Here is a 16992-nt window from a genome sequence, read left to right on the forward strand (position 1 = left end):
GCGGTTGCTACCCTATAACATCAGGAGGAATATATATGGAAAATATTTTAATCAACGGATATAGTCACTACACATCATCAAATAATATTCAACGAAGTGCAATAGAAGAAAGAGATTTAGGTGATGGTCGTACATCATCAATATCTGCGTCCGTTTCTTATACAGTTACTTGGAGTGCCGCTTAACGCAGTTAATCAGTAATAAAATTTAAATTAATAAGATTATAGGGTGGCAACTTTTTATATAAATTAAGAAATGACTACATGAGATATTGATATCTAATTAAAATGACACCAATCCTTACATAAAAATACCTTAAACATTTTAAAATAAAAAATTGAAATTTACATGAAAGGGGTTTAGATATTTTAATGCAAAAAGTTAAAGAAGGTCGCAATATGATTAGTCTTGAAGAAGATGGAGCAACGCCATATTTACATAAAGTAATTAAAGGACCTAAAAGTGATGCGCTCAGACGATACTATAATTGCTTGAAATGGGAAGACCTACGCACGAGCGCTATACAATTAAATTCTCCTAAGTTGATTGGCCATGATGAAGGCAATTTATCACTTAAATATCAATGGATTGAAAATGCTAAATCATTAGAAGAATTAGAACAACCTTCACCAAATTTTAAAAACAAAATTGTCAAAGCTGTAGATATGTTAGCGACATTACATTTATCTGATATCAATGATGTGGACATAGATTCAGAAGATCAATTGCCGCAACGTGAATCGTTGTTATATGCATTAAATAAATATGAATATGCCGGTTGTACGGGTGCGGAACTAGAGTTGTTTAGTTTATTGCAACAAGACTCTCAACTCGTAGGAACTGTAAGGAAGCAATCTCATGATAATGACGTTTGTATTTGTCATGGGGATATTCGTTTGGATCAGTTTATATTTACGGATGATGACATATGGATTATAGATTTTGAAGAATTGCGTAGAGGAGATCCAAGTAGAGATTTAGCGGGATTGATTGGTTCTATTTATTTCGACTGTTTATTAAAAACATTTACCGAAACGACGCAAGAAACTTCAGATGCTAAGGAGATAGAAGAGCAATTTATGGAACGAGGTCTTAATTACATTGAGCAAATCAGACCGTTAATTCAGTTAGCTTATCAAACATATTTATCTAAGAAAATGATTAATAAAATACATATTGCTCGAAACATCGGATGGTTTCTTGTGGAAAGAATTATGAGAAGAGCTAAATTTTCATTTCGTTTAACTGCCATAGATAAAGCAATACTTGGAATAGGTAGAGAAGTAATAGTGTTTCCAGAAAATCTAATAGAACTATTTGAATAAATAGGAGGGCGTACTATGACAGAAAAAGTGACTACGTTAGAAGATTTAGCACTCAAAATAGAATTTGAAACAGATTTAAACAAAGTTAAAATAGATAACGAAACATATGATGAGGTATTTGAAAATCAAAAAAGTAAGTTAAAACAATGGCTATATTCGATGTTACATACTGGAAATTTGAATAATCAAGTCAAGCAATCATCAAAAACATTCAATGATTTGAATCAGCAAATTGCCAGTAGTATTAAAGACCCTGGGATTCGAATTGAGACGAGTACTCAAATATTCAACGGTCAAACTTATCATGTTATACAGGGACTTCGAATCAAAGAGGAAATAACTGAAGATAATAGTATTGTTATACCTTGTTCTAGACCTAATTTGACTCCTGGGTTTTTTATGTTCGTACATACTAATAATGGTTTACATATAAATAAGGTTACACGACATTATATTTATGCAGATGAGCCTCAATATGCTATAGAGTTATGGAGTAAATGTGTTAATGAGTTAGTTGAAAAAAACGTGAGCTTTTCTGCTAAAATATTGTCCTCCTCTGATAGTTATCCTAGAAATGACGCACTCGTGTTTTATAGTAGTGAAGATAAAGATAGGGTTGAAAAAGTATTAATTAAATACGTTGAAAAGTCTCCTATAAAAATTAAAGAAGGCTCTCAACTTGCGAGTCAATTAACTTACAATCTCTATACAGCTGAAGAACCTATTCAAACCAATGATATACAACAGAGCTTTGGTGAACATCGTTGTAGCGCTATAGTAGATGCTATTCAAGACTACTTTATTACAGGTGCATCCTTCAAATTGTTACTAAAGCAAAGATTCATTGCGAATCAGATAGATATTAATGATGTGTCTAAAAATGTAGTGAAGTGAATATAGATGTAAGATGCGTGTGCTACATTCTGAAAATGCTCTATCCAAAAGTTTAAAAAAGCGTATGACGTATATTGATAGGAGTGACTCAGTTTATGAAAGTATTAGCTTTAATTAATACCAATTTAGTATCAGAAGAAGATGTAACGATGTTACCTGATGTAAATATTGCAGGAACATCCATTCATTGTGGTTTGATTGAATTAGAACGACCAAATTTTAACGAAAATGCATCAGAAAACGAACATTTCGTATTAGTAAAAGTTGATGCTTTTTCATGTAATTACAGAGATAAAGCTATTATTTTAAAAGCCGCTTTAAAAATGCAAGAAGATGCGAGTTTTCAAGCTCCACCGTTCGATTATTTTGGTTCAGACTTTGTAGGGAGAATTGTGGCCAAAGGAAATTCAGTTGATGAATTTGAAATCGGACAACGTGTTATTCCCAATTGTGCGTATCCCAAGCCTCCTTTTCCAGGAGTGGCCCCTGGAGCAGTAACAAACGAAGCTTCAAAAGGATGGCTCAGATTACATAAATCAAAGCTCATTAAAATACCAGAACATATGAATAACGCCGTTGCAGCAGGCTTCTCAATAGGTAGTCAAACGTCAACAAGTATGGTGAGACGTGTAAATCTTAAGCAGAATGAACGTGCACTAGTTCTGAGCGGTCGATCTAATACGTCTATGTTTATTATTAATAATTTAATCAGTAAAGGAATCGATACAACAGTATTGACCACATCTGAATGGACGCCCGAGGAACAAGCACTTATTAAACCAGCTAAATTACATAAAATAGATAGGAACGTGCAGAAGTGGGATGAAGACTTAGGTGAATTTGATGTGATATTTGATCCTTATTTTGATTTGCATTTAGAAAAGGCAGTCAATCAAATGAAAGTAGGAGGACGCTACATTACATGCGGTTTTAAAAATCAGCATCCTGACTTTTTCGAATATGAAGATAAGAATACACCAAATCATCTTAAAAATATTATGTTAAAAGTTATGCTTAACAATCTGTCATTAATAGGTAACTGTATTGGAACATGGGAAGACTTAGAAAAGGGCATTTCAGACTATAATGAAAATGAATTTATTGTTCCCATCGATAGAAGTTATTCCATTGAGGAAGGCAGTGAGTTTGTTAACCGTACCTATAACACGCGAGGACGTTTAGGCAAAGCAATAATGCTATATGATTAAAAGTTGAAAATAAATGCAATGATAACCACAAAAACGCCACAATTCTCTTCAACAAAGATTGTGGCGTTTACATTGCTATTAATATATTCAAAACTTTACAGTCACTCCAAATGTTGCATTTGATAACCAATTCTTGGGTGGGTGATAATGAGCTTTTTCATATTACCCTCATACGTCGTATCACTGTTATTAAGCTTCTTCCGCAACGAGGCCATATGAACTCGTAATGACGACATGTCACACTTATTGACGTATCCAAATAGTGCTTTTAATAAAACTTGGTATGTTAATACTTTACCCACATGCTGACTTAAAATCTCTAATAATTGGAATTCATAGGGTGTTAAGTGGATAGCTCGTCCCATCATATACACAGAATTACCACTAAAATCAATAATTAGTGGACCGTTCTCAAAGTTATTCTGCATCGTATCAGGTCGTTTCGTTACACGAAGTGCCACTCTTATACGTGCTTGTAATTCATCAATATTAAAGGGTTTAGTCATATAATCGTTTGCGCCATAGTCTAAAGCCTTAACTATTGTTTCCTCTTCCGTTCGTGCACTAATAACGATAATAGGAGTATCCACACATTCTCTTAATCGTTTAATTAAAGAAAGTCCATCAATATCTGGCAATCCTAAATCGAGTAATATAATATCTGGATGTTCTGTTCGAATGCGGAAGTCTGCTTCTCTACCTGTTTTCGCTTTGATTACTTTATAGTAATTCATAGTTAATGCGACATCGATTAAATGTAAAATTGCTTCATCATCTTCAACAACTAAAAGTGTAGATTTCATTATCTCACCCTTCCATTTCTATTTGTTCTTTATCTAAATAAAAATAAAATATACTGCCACTTGGTTCATTGGGCTGATATTCTAATTTACTGTGATGCTGTTTTAATATAAGTTGAACTAGATACAAACCGAGCCCCAAACTATCTTTTTTATTATCTTTAAAGTAATCCCCTGAATAATATGGATTGAAGATTAAATCCCGCTCTTCTTTAGGTATACCTTTACCATTATCAATAATTTCAAATAATATCTTTGAATCTTGTTCGTGCACACGTAGGGTAATCACAGAGTGAGATTCAGAATGTTTCAACGCATTGTCTACCAAGTTAAATAAAACTTGTAGCATTAATTTACTGTCGGTATAAACCAATGCGAACGTGCCATCCTCTTCAATAGTGACTTTATGATTTTGATGACGTCGCACGAGTCCATATTCAAACTCTTCTAATAGCTCCTCTACAAGGTATGATGTGCGCTTAATTTGAATATCAGAACGCTCCAATTTTGTTAAAGATAGGATATTTGTGACTAACGTATATAAATATTGTGCCTCTTCGTATGAAGCGGTTAACAATTGCGCTCGTTCATTTTTATCTAAGCCATCATTATGATACTTCACTACATCTAAGTTACCGATAATGGATGTTAATGGCGTTCTAATATCATGTGAAATAGAGTGCAAGAAGTTTGATCTAGTTGCTTCTCTTTCGGCTATCACCATCGACTGTCTTGTTTGTTTGAGTAGGGCGACATTTTCAACGGCAAGGGTTAGATCGTTTAACATGGAATCTAAGATAGAATTGTCGTATGTATCGATGTAGTCCTCATCTGTAAACTGAATCGAAATGATACCCTTTACTGGTCTTGTACCAATAGGAATGCATAGAAATTTACTACCTGGGAAGGTATCGGTGAGTCTACCCGCACGTCTTTCGTTCTCTATTACCCAACTCAGCGTTTCAGCATCCTCAGTCCCTTGGTTATGCACACTCGCGCTAACACCGAACGACGCGGACTGCACCACCTTCTTAGCTTCGATTTGAAATACGGTAACGTCCTGCTTCAATAATTGATGAATTTGACCCCCGGCCACTCTCAGCAGCTTCATAGTCGAATATGATTCCTTAATCGATTGATTAAATTGTAACATAATATCCGTACGATATAACTGCCGTTCGGTTAAAGAGTGTTGATATTTTAAATTTTTTAATATGCCACTCGTGAAAATGCTAGCAAATATGCTCGTCACAAAAGTGATGGGATATTCAAAGCGATACATTTCAAGCGTAAACCTCGGCACAGTAAAGAAATAGTTAAAGACGAAGACGTTTAATATCGACGCGAAGAAACCAATTAAATACGACTGCGTCCAAATGGAGAGCACGATAATACCAATAAAGAACATTAAAAGAATGATGGCACTAGACTCATTCTTATCCATCTTATAAATCCACATTCCTAATAACACGCACACGATTTGAATAGTTAACATTTTAACGATATCGACTGATAACGTGAGTTGATATGGTTTGTTATCTCTTTTACGACTACTACGGTCACGATTTTGTTTATCCGAATAAATCTGATGTATCGGAACAATCTCTAATTTAAAGTGATGCGTAGTATGATTAATCTGTTCAATTAATGACTTCTTAAAATACTCTTTCCAAGGTGGTTGTTCAGACTGGCCGAGCACCAATTTAGTCACAAATGAATTGTCGCACCAATCAATCAAGGTCTTCGCAATATCTTGTGCATATAACACCTTAATCTCAGCACCAAGTGATTTGGCAAGCATCAAATTTTTATGAACATAGTGATCTTGTGCACGACTTTCAGAACGTGTTTCAAAGGTGTCGATATAAATAGCGGTAAACTTTGCATGCTCTTTATACGCAGCGCGTCTTGCTTCACGAATCACGCGTTCATTATAAATACTTCCACTTACAGCTACTGCAATATGAGGCGTAACATCCGTATGCTTCGTTTTATACTGTTGCTCTTTTTGACTCATAATATCCGCAACAGTTCTTAGCGTAAGTTCACGTAACTCTGTCAGATTCTCATAGGTGAAAAAATTGGAAAAAGCAGTATCCAAACGTTCTTTTTTATAAACCTTTCCAGCTTTGAGACGTTGAATTAACATATTCGGCGAAATATCAACGACTTCGTAAGCATCAGCAGACATTATAAATTGATCCGGAACACGTTCTGACACTTGGATACCTGTCATCAACGCTATTTGTCCGCTCAAACTTTCAATGTGTTGAATGTTAAGTGTCGTCCAAACATCAATACCATGAGAAAGAATTTCTTCAATATCCATGTAACGTTTTAAATGTCGTGTTTTTGAGATATTCGTATGAGCTAACTCATCGATAAGCACAACATCTGGATGTGCCTCAACAATTTGATTCACGTCGATAAAATGAAAGAGATGACTCCCAAATTTTCGGCTAGATGTCTTAATTTCTGGTAGTTGTTTAGCGAGCGCACTTGTCTCAGGACGTTGATGTGGCTCAATATAGCCAATCTTAATATCTACACCTTCTTTATAAAGATCGATACCGTTCGATAGCATTTCATACGTCTTTCCAACACCAGGGCTATAGCCTAAATAAATGGTGAGTTTACCTCTGCTTCTATGTGAACTTTCCATATGCCACCACCTCTTAATTACATATTAATTAAGATTAATCCATTTATCCATTTATATTTTTATTTAATTTCTTATCTTTATGTTTCCTTTATAACTTTGTTCAAATATTAATACTTTAATTACAATGCTCTTGATAAGATGTCCATGAAAGTGAGGAGAAAGCACAATGATTACATTTTTAGTCTTCATAACCATCGGAATAATTTTATTCCTATTTTATGCATTACTTTGGAGTGAAAAATTCTAGTAGCGAAAGAAGGAAAGATTATGAGTATGATACTATTTTTAATCACATTTATCGTGCTCTCATACGTGATGAGCCGATATTTATATACAGTGGCTTTAATCGTACCGTCTAAGATGGATGTCTTATTCACACCTATTGAAAAGGGACTCTACAAATTGATTGGTACATCATTAGAGCACATGTCATGTAAAACCTATTTAAAACACTTTTTATGTTTTAACGGTTTAACTTGCGCTTTAGCATTTATCTTACTACTGACACAACAATGGTTATGGTTAAACCCCAATCATAATTTTAGTCAATCAGTGTCTTTGGCATTTAATACAGCAGCATCGTTTTTAACGAATACAAATTTACAACATTATGCTGGTGAGACGGGATTAACGTATTTCACGCAAATGGGTGTCATCACGTGTCTCATGTTCACTTCAGCCGCTTCAGGTTACTCAGTATGCATCGCAATGTTGCGTAGACTAACAGGGATGACAGACGTCATAGGTAACTTCTATCAAGACGTAGTGCGATTTATTATACGTGTTTTAATACCATTCGCACTCGTGTTGAGCATATTTCTTATCAGTCAAGGGACGCCTCAAACGTTACATGGCAATTTAGTTATTGAAACCATGTCAGGCGTGAAACAAACCATTGCATATGGGCCTATGGCTTCACTTGAGTCAATTAAACATCTTGGAACGAATGGTGGAGGGTTCCTAAGTGCTAACTCATCTACACCATTTGAGAATCCAACCTACTGGTCTAATTTCGCAGAAGCTTTAAGTATGATGCTAATTCCTGGGTCGCTTGTCTTTTTATTTGGGAGAATGCTGAAAGCTAAACAACATATCCATTCCCATGCGGTAATGATTTTTATAGCGATGTTTACGATGTTTGTTGTGCTTTTACTTATTTGTCTTCATTATGAAAATGCAGGAAATCCAATCTTACACCACTTAGGAATTGATGGAGGCAATATGGAGGGCAAAGAAACGCGTTTTGGTATCGGTCAATCAGCTTTATTTACAACGATTACAACTGCTTTTACGACTGGGACCGTCAACAACATGCACGACAGTCTCACTCCTATGGGTGGCATAATCCCAATGATTCTTATGATGTTAAATGCTGTCTTCGGTGGTGAAGGTGTCGGTCTAATGAATATGTTGATCTATGTCATGCTCACTGTCTTTATTTGCAGTTTAATGATTGGAAAGACACCAAGTTATTTAGGGATGAAAATCGAATCTAAAGAGATGAAGTGGATAGCACTGACATTTTTAGTCCATCCATTACTGATTTTAATATTTTCAGCATTAGCATTTATCATTCCAGGCGCTAAAGATGCGATAACAAATCCACAGTTTCATGGCGTTTCACAAGTCATCTATGAATTTGCATCCTCGTCTGCTAACAATGGTTCAGGTTTTGAAGGTTTAAAAGATAACACTGTATTCTGGAATATTTCGACAGCAATAGTGATGCTCATTGCACGTTATATTCCAATCATCTTGCAACTGATGATTGTGTCTAGTCTGGTCAACAAGAAAACCTATCAACATACAGATTACTCACAAGATGTACCGATTAGTAACCTGTTCTTTAGCACCGTGTTGATTATCTTCATCATCTTACTCAGTGGTTTGACCTTCTTACCAGATTTAATGCTTGGACCAATAGGAGAACAACTACTGTTGCATTCATGATGAAAGGAGATTGTAGAAAATGATGAAAACATCAAAAATATTTGAATCAAGTTTGGTTAAACAAGCACTTAAAGAAAGTGTTGTGAAATTAAACCCAAAATATATGGTGAAGAATCCCATCATGTTTGTGGTAGAAGTGGGCATGCTATTATCATTTTTATTAATTTTTGTGCCTAATTTATTTATACAAGAACATGTATCACGTATGTATGTGTTAAGCATTTTTATCATCTTATTGCTAACACTTATTTTTGCTAACTTTTCAGAAGCGTTAGCAGAAGGGCGAGGAAAAGCGCAAGCGAATGCCTTACGTCAGACACAAACAGAAATGACGGCGCGATTGATTAAAGAGGACGGCGCTTACGAAATAATAGATGCTAGCAACTTGAAAAAAGGAGACCTCGTTCGTGTAGAAACTGGGGAACAAATACCCAATGATGGTCAAGTTATTAAAGGTTTAGCAACTGTCGACGAGTCTGCGATTACCGGTGAATCAGCACCAGTGATTAAAGAGAGTGGTGGAGATTTTAATAATGTGATTGGAGGCACCTCTGTCACTTCCGACTGGTTAGAAATAGAAATCACTTCCGAACCAGGTCAATCATTCTTAGATAAAATGATTCATTTAGTCGAAGGCGCAACAAGAAAGAAAACACCAAATGAAATTGCATTATTCACGCTCTTAATGACGTTAACTATTATCTTTCTAGTTGTGATTGTAACGATGTACCCGTTAGCACAATTTCTTCATTTCAATTTATCGATAGTTATGTTGATTGCTTTAACGGTCTGCTTAATTCCTACAACAATTGGTGGATTGCTATCAGCTATCGGTATCGCTGGGATGGATCGTGTGACGCAGTTTAATATTTTAGCAAAAAGTGGGCGTTCCGTAGAATCATGTGGCGATGTAAATGTGTTGATTCTAGATAAAACTGGAACTATTACTTATGGCAACCGTATGGCAGATGCATTTATTCCTGTGGCATCAACGAGTTATGAAAGATTAGTGCGAGCAGCGTATGAAAGTTCCGTAGAAGATGATACACCGGAAGGAAGTAGTATTATTAAACTTGCACAAAGTCAAGGCATTGAGTTACCTCAAGAAAGAGGCGAATATTTCCCATTTACTGCGGAGACACGTATGAGTGGTGCGAAATTTGATGACCATGAAGTGTATAAAGGTGCACCTAATAGTATGATTAAGCGTGTTAAAGAAGCGGGTGGGGCTATTCCTGATGATTTAGATGAACGGGTCACTGAAGTGTCTAAAAAAGGTGGAACACCACTCATTGTTATTGAAAATAATGAAATATTAGGTGTCATCTACTTAAAAGATGTAATTAAGGATGGACTTGTTGAACGATTTCAAGAATTACGCGAGATGGGTATCGAAACCGTGATGTGTACCGGCGATAACGCACTTACTGCAGCAACAATTGCGAAAGAAGCGGGTGTAGATCGCTTTATCGCAGAATGTAAACCAGAAGATAAAATTAATGTTATTAGAGAAGAACAAGCTAAGGGTCATATTGTGGCAATGACAGGTGATGGCACAAATGACGCACCTGCTTTAGCAGAAGCTAATGTTGGTTTAGCTATGAACTCTGGTACAACAAGTGCGAAAGAAGCGGCGAATTTAATTGATTTAGATTCTAATCCTACTAAGTTAATGGAAGTAGTACTAATAGGTAAGCAATTATTGATGACACGCGGTTCTTTAACAACGTTTAGTATAGCGAATGATATCGCTAAATATTTCGCAATTCTACCAGCCATGTTTATGTCTGCCATGCCAGCAATGAATCGCTTAAATATAATGCATTTACATTCACCTGAATCAGCAGTGCTATCGGCACTCATTTTCAATGCATTCATTATTGTGCTACTCATACCCATTGCGATGAAAGGTGTTCAATTTAAAAGTGCTTCAACACAAACGATATTAATGAAAAATATGATGGTCTATGGATTAGGCGGTATGATTGTGCCATTTATAGGTATCAAATTCATTGATTTAATTATTCAATACTTTGTCTAAAGGAGGAGTCGCAAGATGGCAACAATACGAAAAAGTGTTGGACTTGTAGTCGTATTATTTGTACTATGTGGGTTTATATTCCCGCTAACAGTGACAGCAATAGGTCAAGTCGCATTTCCACATCAAGCCAATGGGAGTTTAATCAAGTATGGTGGGAAAGTAATTGGATCAGAACTGATTGGTCAACAATGGAACGATTCTAAATACTTTCACGGTCGAACAAGCGCTGTAAATTATAATATGGACAAAAAACTTTTGAAAGAGAACGGTGGACCTTTATCAGGTGGTTCAAATCTAGCAAATTCGAATCCTCAATTCAAACAACGTGTTGACGATGAGATTCATAAAGAAGGCCATCAACTTACTGCAGATGCTGTTACTGCTTCAGGTTCAGGATTAGATCCAGATATCACTGTTTCCAATGCAAATGCGCAAGTGAAAAGGATTGCAAACGAACGTGGACTTGAGGAAGCATCAATTAAACGCACGATTCAACAACATAAACAATCCTCTCCTATGACTGAGGACTACGTGAACGTACTTAAACTGAATATTGCACTTGATAAGATGAAATAGCTTTAGAAATTAAACTATGAAACATTTGAGCGAGATGATGAAACCAGCCATTGATTATATATTGAGGTTTCTACCTCGCTCTTTTTGGTTTTTTAAAAATTAATGATAATATATAAATATAATTGTAAAGTAATTATTTTTTAAAACAATTAGTTTATGGAGGAAAATATATGCTTTCGATAGCACGAAAAGAGTTTGTTTCATTATTTAAAAGTATTAAGTCTATCTTAATAGTTTTAATCATGATTGCTATAAGTTTAGGTATAGCTAAAATATTAAGCTTATTCGGTAGTCAGTTAAGTAGTGAAATTGGTATTCACAAAACACCATATCAATTAGCGCTTATGTTAACTGTAATACTTACCAGTCCGTTATTTGCATTTACACTATCGCATAACATTATCAATGAAGAAGTTAAAAATAGAACGATGCGATTCTTAGCTACTAAAACGACTAGAAATAATATTCTATTTGGTAAATTTTTAGGCGCTTTATTATTTTGGATTACTTGTTTATTGATTACTACACTATTGTTGATTATTTATTCACATGAGTTTTACTTTTTAGAGTTAATGCAAAGCATTGCATTTGTAAGTTATTTCTTAGGAATGGCAACATTATTATCTGTGTTTATCGATAACACAATGTTAACCAATTTCTTAGGGATAGCACTTTCTATAATATTGACTGTCTTAGGATTATGGAGTACTGAAACAAATAGAATCTGGTTAAAATTACTTAAATACATCATGCCATATTTCTATTATTGTAGTGAAAACAGGGCTGTTCCTTTTGTGATATTAATCTTTACTATTATTTTTCTGATCATCAGTCTATACATATTTAGAAAGAGGGATTTATAATGAATGCAATTCAAACTCATAACTTAACAAAAATGTACCAGAATAAAACTGTGGTCAATCATATCAACTTAAGTGTTAAAGAAGGTACGATATTTGGTTTCTTAGGTCATAATGGAGCAGGTAAATCAACATTTATTAATATGTTAACAGGGTTATGTCAGCCCTCTGATGGCACGTTCAACTTAAATGTTCAGAATAAGAGAGAAATGGGAGTTTTACCAGATTATTCTTCTTTCTATAATAATATGACTGGAAAAGAGCATGTAAAATACTTTTGCAGCATAATGAAATATGATGTTTCGAATAGCGAGATAGAAAACCTCTTTCAATCAATTGGATTAGAAAATGGTCTAAATTTAAAAGTTAAAAAGTATTCTTTCGGTATGAAAAAGAAACTAGGAATTATACAAGCAGTAGTTAATAAACCTAAAATACTATTCCTAGATGAACCTACTTCAGGGGTAGATGCTAATTCAATTTTATCTATACACAAACTTATTAAGACTATTGCAGAATCAGGGACTACGATATTCTTAACGTCACATAATTTGGATGAAATCCAAAAATTATGTGATGAAATGGCGATTATGAGTCAAGGTAATATCGAAGTGCAAGGTAATTTAACACAGTTAAGAGAAACTTATGAAGATAGTTTATCTTTAGACATCGTTCATAATGAATTAAATGAAAATCAAAAACAACACGTTAAAGAAGAATTAAATAAATTAAGTCAACAAATTAAAGACATAGATATTCATAGTGACCATACCAATTTAAAAATCAAAGATAAAAACACTATTCCATCCATTGTTAGGCTATATGTTTCTTTAGATATAGATATATTCAAAGTAGATTTAGAAGAGCTTTCGTTAGAAGATATATTTCTTAAAAGTAGTAAACATGAAAAGCAACATTAAAACGTTGATGTCTATGATTGAATTATAATCACTTATCTATAAGTGTAAGTGAGAAAAAAATTACTTTAAATCCTCTTCATTATAGCTTCTTGAAGGTTATAGGTAAGCCTTCGGTTTGTCTGACGTAACACATCGGGAAGTCTAATTATATACCCCTTTTAAGCTAGCATTGGCTTGTTTTTCAGTCTAAAAATTAATTCATTGAATTTGATTTATTAAAAAAACATCTACCTTGTTTGCGTTCTGATCTTACAATGGGTAGATGTTTCTTTATATATTATGACTGACTTTTACCTTCATTCCATGGCATTGGAATATGTAAGTGTAATAAGTCGAACTTTTTAATTAATGAGCCAATAATAAATGCTAAGACTAAGGATACTTGCAAGTACCAAATGTGGGGGTCTAGTCACGTGCATAATGTTAATGAGTATGATGAAAGCACGAAGTGTGCGTTAAAAATTCATAAGTTATAAATGTCCATTTTATTAGTACTAAAGCTTGAAGAACTATAACTTGTGATAAATCTAATTTTCACAGTTGGACTTTTACGAGAAAAAGTATTTATAATGAAACATACTATCTTAGTCATATTAATTGTTAAACGTTTATGAAAACATTGATTATAACAATTTTCAAAATAAAGGAATGAGGCGTAATGGCTAGAGTATCGAAAAAACAATACATTCTTGAATCCGCAGCCAGTATTATAAATGAACAAGGTGCAGACTATTTAACTTTAGATGCTGTAGCAAAGAAAGCTGGCGTAAGTAAAGGCGGTTTACTATATCATTTCAAAAGTAAAGAGGGGCTCATTCAAGAACTTGTGAATTATGCAAATAATCTTTACCAAGAAAATGTTAATAAATATGTCAATTCTGATTCTGAAGAGTCTGGACAATGGCTAAATGCATTTATAGAAGCGACGCGAGAACATAGAACGGAAAATGCGCCAATTACTTCAGGAATGCTTGCCGCCCAAGGTTCAAATAAGCTATTGTTATCACCTTTACGTGAATCCTATCAAGAATGGCAAAATCATATTGAAGGTGATGGTTTAGACGAAGTAGATGCGACCATCATTAGGCTAGCGGTAGATGGTTTATGGTTGTCAGAGATATTTGGTATTAGCGCAATAGATGAAAAAATGAGAGAACAAGTCATTCAAAGATTAAAAGAACAAGTTCAAAAAAATAAAAAAGTTTAAAATTTCTATACGCATAGAGCTGAGTGGTGTTAGACGCATTACTCAGCTCTATTTTTTTATTAAGCTGTTGAAACTAAACCGACTGGTTGGTATAGTAACTACTGTCTTAAAACTAAAAAATATAGAGGTGTTAAAGATGAATAAAGTTCTATTAACAGCAGCCATCACAGGGGCTGGCGATACAATTCAAAAAAATGAAAATGTTCCAGTTACACCACAAGAACTCGCTGATTCAGCAATTAAATGTGCCAGAGCAGGAGCTACAGTTGCTCATATTCATGTTAGAGATCCAGAAACTGGAGGCGTAAGCCATGATCCAGAACTTTACGCAGAAACAGTAAGACTTATAAGAGAAGCAGAAGAAGATATTATTATCAATATTACTTCTGGAGGTGGGGGTGACTTTATTCCAAGTCTAGAACATCCAGAAACAGGTGGAGAAGGCACTTGGATTCAAAGCCCAGAAGAACGTCATAAACCCGTTGGAGATTTATTACCAGAGATGTGTACATTAGATTGTGGCAGTGTCAATATGGGCGATTCTGTTTATTTAAGCCCCGCATCTTGGTTACGTAAACAAGCTGAAATGGTTAAAAATGCTGGGGTTAAACCTGAACTAGAATGTTTTGATACAGGCCATGTTAGTTTCGCTAAACAAATGATTGAGGAAGGCCTTATCGAAGGCGATCCAATGTTTCAATTCTGCTTAGGCATACCTTGGGGCGCTGAAAATGATCCAGAAACAATTGATTATTTAAAATCACGTATCCCTGATAATGCACATTGGTCAGCATTTGGTATTGGGAAAATGCAATTACCGACAGTGAGAGAAGCTGCTCAACGTGGCGGAAACATACGTGTGGGCTTAGAGGATAATATTTACATTTCTAAAGGTGTTAAAGCAACAAACGAAGCACTTGTCGAAGAAGCTAAAAAGATCTTAAAAGAACTAGATATCGAACCATTAACACCAGCAGAAGCTAGAGAAAAATTCAATCTTAGAACTCCTAAAGGAGGCCAATCATGAAAGTAGCAGTTGTAGGAACAGGTGTTATAGGAAGTGGTTGGATTACTCGAATGCTTGCCCACGGACATGAGGTCATCGCTACAGATCCAAGTGAAGGCGCATATGAGAGAATGTTGGCGCAAGTGAAACAGAATTGGCCATATGCTGAACAAATGGGACTTGCCGACAACGCATCTCTAGAGAATTTGACATTTAGCACAGATTTAAAAGAAGCTGTTAAAGAAGTTGAACACATACAAGAAAATGTACCTGAAGTTGAGGAAATTAAAGATACAGTTTTAAGAGAGATTGATTTTTATGCATCACCTTATGCAACAATTGGCTCAAGTACTTCAGGAATTATGCCTTCAGAATTACAGAAAAATTTATCACACCCAGAGCGCTTAGTCGTTGCACATCCATTCCATCCTGTGTATATCTTGCCACTTGTAGAAATTGTACCTGGTAAACAAACTTCAGAGGAAAATACTATAAAAGCTAAACAATTCTATGAAGGTATTGGAATGGACGTGTTACATGTACGCCATGAAATTGAAGGTCACATTGCCGACCGTCTAATGGAAGCATTATGGAGAGAAGCATTACACATTGTTAACGACGGTATTGCAACAACTGAAGAGGTAGATAAAGCTTTCACTCACGCAGCCGGTTTACGTTATGCACAATATGGCCCATTTATGACTTTCCACTTAGCTGGGGGCGAAGGTGGTATGCGTCATATGCTTAAACAGTTTGGTCCGGCACTCAAAAAGCCATGGACGAAACTTGTTGCACCTGAGTTAACAGAAGATTTATACGACAAGGTAGTTACAGGAAGTGAAGCATCTTCACAAGGTTATACAATGTCAGAATTAGACCAAAAACGTAATGAATTCCTAATAAAAGTCAAAGCGTTGGCAGAACAATATTGGCCTGAAGGTTCAGATATACTTAAAAATTCGAGTCAGGAGGTACGTTAAACGTAATGAATCAGTATCAATATGACACGAAAGTGATTCAAGAATGGGTGGATCATAATGGACATATGAATGATGCAGAATACAATCGCGTATTAAGTGATGCAACAGATGATTGGTTAGCACATCTAGGTTTAACTCTAGAGACCATTAAAACGTTGCATTATACTGTCTTCACTTTAGAGAATCATTTGACCTTTTTAAAAGAAATGAAACTTGATGAAGATATTAGTATTAAAGTCCACCTTTACGATTATGACAGTAAACGACTCCATGTATTTATGGAAATGTTGAATTCTGAACAAGCGCTTACATCGACTTATGAAGTGATGTTAATGGGGATAGATACTGAAAACGGAAGACCTTCGCCATTCCCTGATTCAATAGCTCATAATATTGAGGCATATTACAAGAAAGATGAGATGACAACTCGACCTAAACAATTAGGTCATCAAATTGGTATTACAAGAAAATAGCATGCTTAGTGTTAAGCACGACGCACTTGATTAGTGCGGTGAGATTACAAGTTCAACTTGATACATTTAAGGACTTACTGTGCCTTGTTT

Annotated in this window: 16 protein-coding genes; 14 read left to right on the forward strand and 2 right to left on the reverse strand. The window is 35.0% G+C overall.

Going from position 1 to position 16992, the window contains the following annotated elements:
* The first annotated feature begins 35 nt into the window (after nucleotides 1–35).
* From V6C74_RS00345 to V6C74_RS00360, 4 genes are all read left to right on the forward strand, one after another.
* Nucleotides 36–185 carry a hypothetical protein gene (locus tag V6C74_RS00345; protein WP_002454314.1) on the forward strand — a complete coding sequence of 50 codons (150 nt, stop codon included), beginning with the start codon at nucleotides 36–38 and terminating at the stop codon, nucleotides 183–185.
* 186 nt (nucleotides 186–371) lie between these two features.
* Nucleotides 372–1325 carry a phosphotransferase gene (locus V6C74_RS00350; protein ID WP_016898473.1) on the forward strand — a complete coding sequence of 318 codons (954 nt, stop codon included), beginning with the start codon at nucleotides 372–374 and terminating at the stop codon, nucleotides 1323–1325.
* A gap of 15 nt (nucleotides 1326–1340) precedes the next feature.
* Nucleotides 1341–2219, forward strand: coding sequence for a T3SS effector HopA1 family protein (locus V6C74_RS00355; protein ID WP_016898474.1), 879 nt, complete (start codon nucleotides 1341–1343; stop codon nucleotides 2217–2219).
* A 95-nt stretch (nucleotides 2220–2314) separates the two neighbouring features.
* Nucleotides 2315–3427, forward strand: coding sequence for a zinc-binding alcohol dehydrogenase family protein (locus V6C74_RS00360; protein ID WP_016898475.1), 1113 nt, complete (start codon nucleotides 2315–2317; stop codon nucleotides 3425–3427).
* A gap of 101 nt (nucleotides 3428–3528) precedes the next feature.
* On the opposite strand, the gene V6C74_RS00365 is transcribed toward V6C74_RS00360, so the two are convergent.
* Both V6C74_RS00365 and V6C74_RS00370 read right to left on the reverse strand, forming a co-directional pair.
* Complete coding sequence (locus V6C74_RS00365) at nucleotides 3529–4230, reverse strand: response regulator transcription factor (protein WP_016898476.1); 702 nt, start codon at nucleotides 4228–4230, stop codon at nucleotides 3529–3531.
* Nucleotides 4231–4234: 4 nt separating this feature from the next.
* Nucleotides 4235–6889, reverse strand: a complete 2655-nt coding sequence (locus V6C74_RS00370) for a sensor histidine kinase KdpD (protein ID WP_016898477.1) — start codon at nucleotides 6887–6889, stop codon at nucleotides 4235–4237.
* Nucleotides 6890–7055: 166 nt separating this feature from the next.
* Between V6C74_RS00370 and V6C74_RS00375 the strand changes: the two genes are divergently transcribed.
* The 10 genes from V6C74_RS00375 to V6C74_RS00420 all read left to right on the forward strand — a co-directional run bounded on the left by V6C74_RS00375 (nucleotide 7056) and on the right by V6C74_RS00420 (nucleotide 16902).
* Entirely contained in the window at nucleotides 7056–7136 is an 81-nt protein-coding gene (locus tag V6C74_RS00375) for a potassium-transporting ATPase subunit F (RefSeq protein WP_100209055.1), read from the forward strand.
* A gap of 20 nt (nucleotides 7137–7156) precedes the next feature.
* Nucleotides 7157–8839: a potassium-transporting ATPase subunit KdpA gene (kdpA, locus tag V6C74_RS00380; protein ID WP_016898478.1), complete on the forward strand. Its 1683-nt coding sequence runs from the start codon at nucleotides 7157–7159 to the stop codon at nucleotides 8837–8839.
* A gap of 19 nt (nucleotides 8840–8858) precedes the next feature.
* A complete protein-coding gene (locus V6C74_RS00385) occupies nucleotides 8859–10880 on the forward strand; it encodes a K(+)-transporting ATPase subunit B (protein ID WP_016898479.1) in 2022 nt (673 codons plus the stop codon).
* Between the two features lie 15 nt (nucleotides 10881–10895).
* On the forward strand, nucleotides 10896–11456 hold the full coding sequence (gene kdpC, locus V6C74_RS00390) for a K(+)-transporting ATPase subunit C (RefSeq protein ID WP_016898480.1): 561 nt from the start codon (nucleotides 10896–10898) through the stop codon (nucleotides 11454–11456).
* Between the two features lie 170 nt (nucleotides 11457–11626).
* Complete coding sequence (locus V6C74_RS00395) at nucleotides 11627–12319, forward strand: ABC transporter permease subunit (RefSeq protein ID WP_016898481.1); 693 nt, start codon at nucleotides 11627–11629, stop codon at nucleotides 12317–12319.
* The gene (locus tag V6C74_RS00400) at nucleotides 12319–13236 is read left to right on the forward strand and encodes an ABC transporter ATP-binding protein (RefSeq protein ID WP_016898482.1); all 918 of its coding nucleotides are present in this window, start codon (nucleotides 12319–12321) and stop codon (nucleotides 13234–13236) included. The genes V6C74_RS00395 and V6C74_RS00400 overlap by 1 nt, the downstream gene beginning before the upstream one ends.
* Before the next feature lie 658 nt (nucleotides 13237–13894).
* Nucleotides 13895–14443 (forward strand): TetR/AcrR family transcriptional regulator, encoded by a 549-nt coding sequence (locus V6C74_RS00405; protein WP_016898483.1) that lies wholly within the window; start codon nucleotides 13895–13897, stop codon nucleotides 14441–14443.
* A gap of 136 nt (nucleotides 14444–14579) precedes the next feature.
* Nucleotides 14580–15470 carry a 3-keto-5-aminohexanoate cleavage protein gene (locus V6C74_RS00410; protein WP_016898484.1) on the forward strand — a complete coding sequence of 297 codons (891 nt, stop codon included), beginning with the start codon at nucleotides 14580–14582 and terminating at the stop codon, nucleotides 15468–15470.
* Nucleotides 15467–16429 (forward strand): 3-hydroxyacyl-CoA dehydrogenase NAD-binding domain-containing protein, encoded by a 963-nt coding sequence (locus V6C74_RS00415; protein ID WP_016898485.1) that lies wholly within the window; start codon nucleotides 15467–15469, stop codon nucleotides 16427–16429. The genes V6C74_RS00410 and V6C74_RS00415 overlap by 4 nt, the downstream gene beginning before the upstream one ends.
* A 5-nt stretch (nucleotides 16430–16434) precedes the next feature.
* On the forward strand, nucleotides 16435–16902 hold the full coding sequence (locus tag V6C74_RS00420) for a thioesterase family protein (protein WP_002454290.1): 468 nt from the start codon (nucleotides 16435–16437) through the stop codon (nucleotides 16900–16902).
* Nucleotides 16903–16992 lie beyond the last annotated feature (90 nt).

It is taken from the genome of Staphylococcus capitis subsp. capitis, from assembly GCF_040739495.1.
GTDB lineage: Bacteria > Bacillota > Bacilli > Staphylococcales > Staphylococcaceae > Staphylococcus > Staphylococcus capitis.